This window comes from Anaerococcus sp. Marseille-Q5996, from assembly GCF_946893725.1.
In the GTDB taxonomy this organism is placed as follows: Bacteria; Bacillota; Clostridia; order Tissierellales; family Peptoniphilaceae; genus Anaerococcus; species Anaerococcus martiniensis.
The window spans coordinates 1-1,096 of record NZ_CAMPPE010000011.1; the positions used below are offsets into that span (position 1 = coordinate 1).

Here is a 1,096-nt window from a genome sequence, read left to right on the forward strand (position 1 = left end):
AAATGATTCTGCTAAAAAATATATTTCTTACTGGGTTGGGCTGTTTTCTTTTCGCTCGCCGCTACTTGGAAAATCGAGTTTTCTTTCTTTTCCTCCTGCTACTTAGATGTTTCAGTTCGCAGGGTCTTACTTCGCTATGGCTATGTATTCACCATAGGATGACTGTGTCTTCCACAGCCGGGTTTCCCCATTCGGAGACCTAGGGGTCATTGCTTGTTGTGAGCTTACCCTAGCTTTCGTTCACTTACGTCCTTCATCGTCTTCATGTGCCAAGGCATCCACCTTGCGCCCTTTCTTTCTTGACTGGAAATATTGTTTGCTATTTAGTTTTAAGCTTATCCTGAGTGAGTTCAAAATCTTTGATTTTGAATTCTGTCATTTTTAATGGCAGAGGCAAAATAACGCTAGTACTTGTTTGTACTATTTTACTTCAGTTTAAGTGGTTCATTTATTGGTATGATTTTAACTTTACACCTTATTTTATAAATTTCAAATAGTAATACGCCGTAGCTTTCTAGCCAATCGTGCTTATTCGCACTCTTGGGAAAGCCTGACGGCCGACCTGCCATCCATTTGCTTTGCAAATGGGGCTAGGTCTTGCTGGTGGACCTGAGTAGACTCGAACTACCGACCTCACGCTTATCAGGCGTGCGCTCTAACCACCTGAGCTACAGGTCCATGCAATTAATTAAGTAACAATTTATTTCTAATAGATAGAGAATAACGTATCATTCTCTTTCCGGACCTGATTGGTTAATCTAATACAAATATAATTGCTTACGTTTGTAGAGACGTCCTAGAAGCTCTCTTGATTCGCAAGATTCGTTCTAGGATGAAAGATGCAAGCATCTTCCACCAACCAGGCCGGGCTTCCTTAGAAAGGAGGTGATCCAGCCGCACCTTCCGATACGGCTACCTTGTTACGACTTCACCCCAGTTACTGACCCTACCTTCGACTGCTGCTTCCTTAACGGTTAGCTCACAGGCTTCGGGTATTGCCAACTTCCATGGTGTGACGGGCGGTGTGTACAAGACCCGGGAACGCATTCACCGTGGCATTCTGATCCACGATTACTAGCAACTCCAACTTCATGCA

At 43.6% G+C, this 1,096-nt stretch carries 1 tRNA gene and 2 rRNA genes; all 3 read right to left on the reverse strand.

Annotated elements, in window-relative coordinates:
• Positions 1–305: ribosomal RNA gene (locus tag OC526_RS08285) — 23S ribosomal RNA — on the reverse strand; the annotation flags it as partial.
• Between the two features lie 296 nt (positions 306–601).
• Positions 602–678, reverse strand: a tRNA-Ile gene (locus OC526_RS08290).
• 200 nt (positions 679–878) lie between these two features.
• Positions 879–1,096: ribosomal RNA gene (locus OC526_RS08295) — 16S ribosomal RNA — on the reverse strand; the annotation flags it as partial.